This is a genomic window from Pelomicrobium sp. G1 (genome assembly GCF_051905455.1).
Taxonomy (GTDB): Bacteria; Pseudomonadota; Gammaproteobacteria; order Burkholderiales; family UBA6910; genus Pelomicrobium.
Genome location: NZ_JBQACR010000509.1, coordinates 1 through 245, shown reverse-complemented (window position 1 = coordinate 245; position 245 = coordinate 1). Strand labels below are relative to the sequence as shown.

The window sequence follows — 245 nt, the reverse complement described above, 5'->3', positions numbered from 1 at the left end:
GGGGATGAGGGGCAGCAAACCTGGGAGGAGGCGCGGCCTTTGGGTCCTCGGGACGGGCGGGGCTTCTCCTCGATCAAGCTCATCGACAGCCGGATCTTGAAGACCTGGACCTATCTACCCACGGCGAGCGACCCCTTCACCACCGTCATCACCTTCCGCGGCGGGCGGGTGGAGAACATCGAACGGATCAGGCAGTTCTGATGGTTTCCCGTTTCGTCCGCTGCCTGGTGGGGGGCGTGGTCGCC

The 245-nt window shown here is 65.3% G+C and carries 1 protein-coding gene; it reads left to right on the top strand.

Annotated elements, in window-relative coordinates:
- On the top strand, positions 1-201 hold a 201-nt coding region (locus ACTFO6_RS19425; RefSeq protein WP_439935953.1), incomplete at its 5' end, for a hypothetical protein.
- Positions 202-245 lie beyond the last annotated feature (44 nt).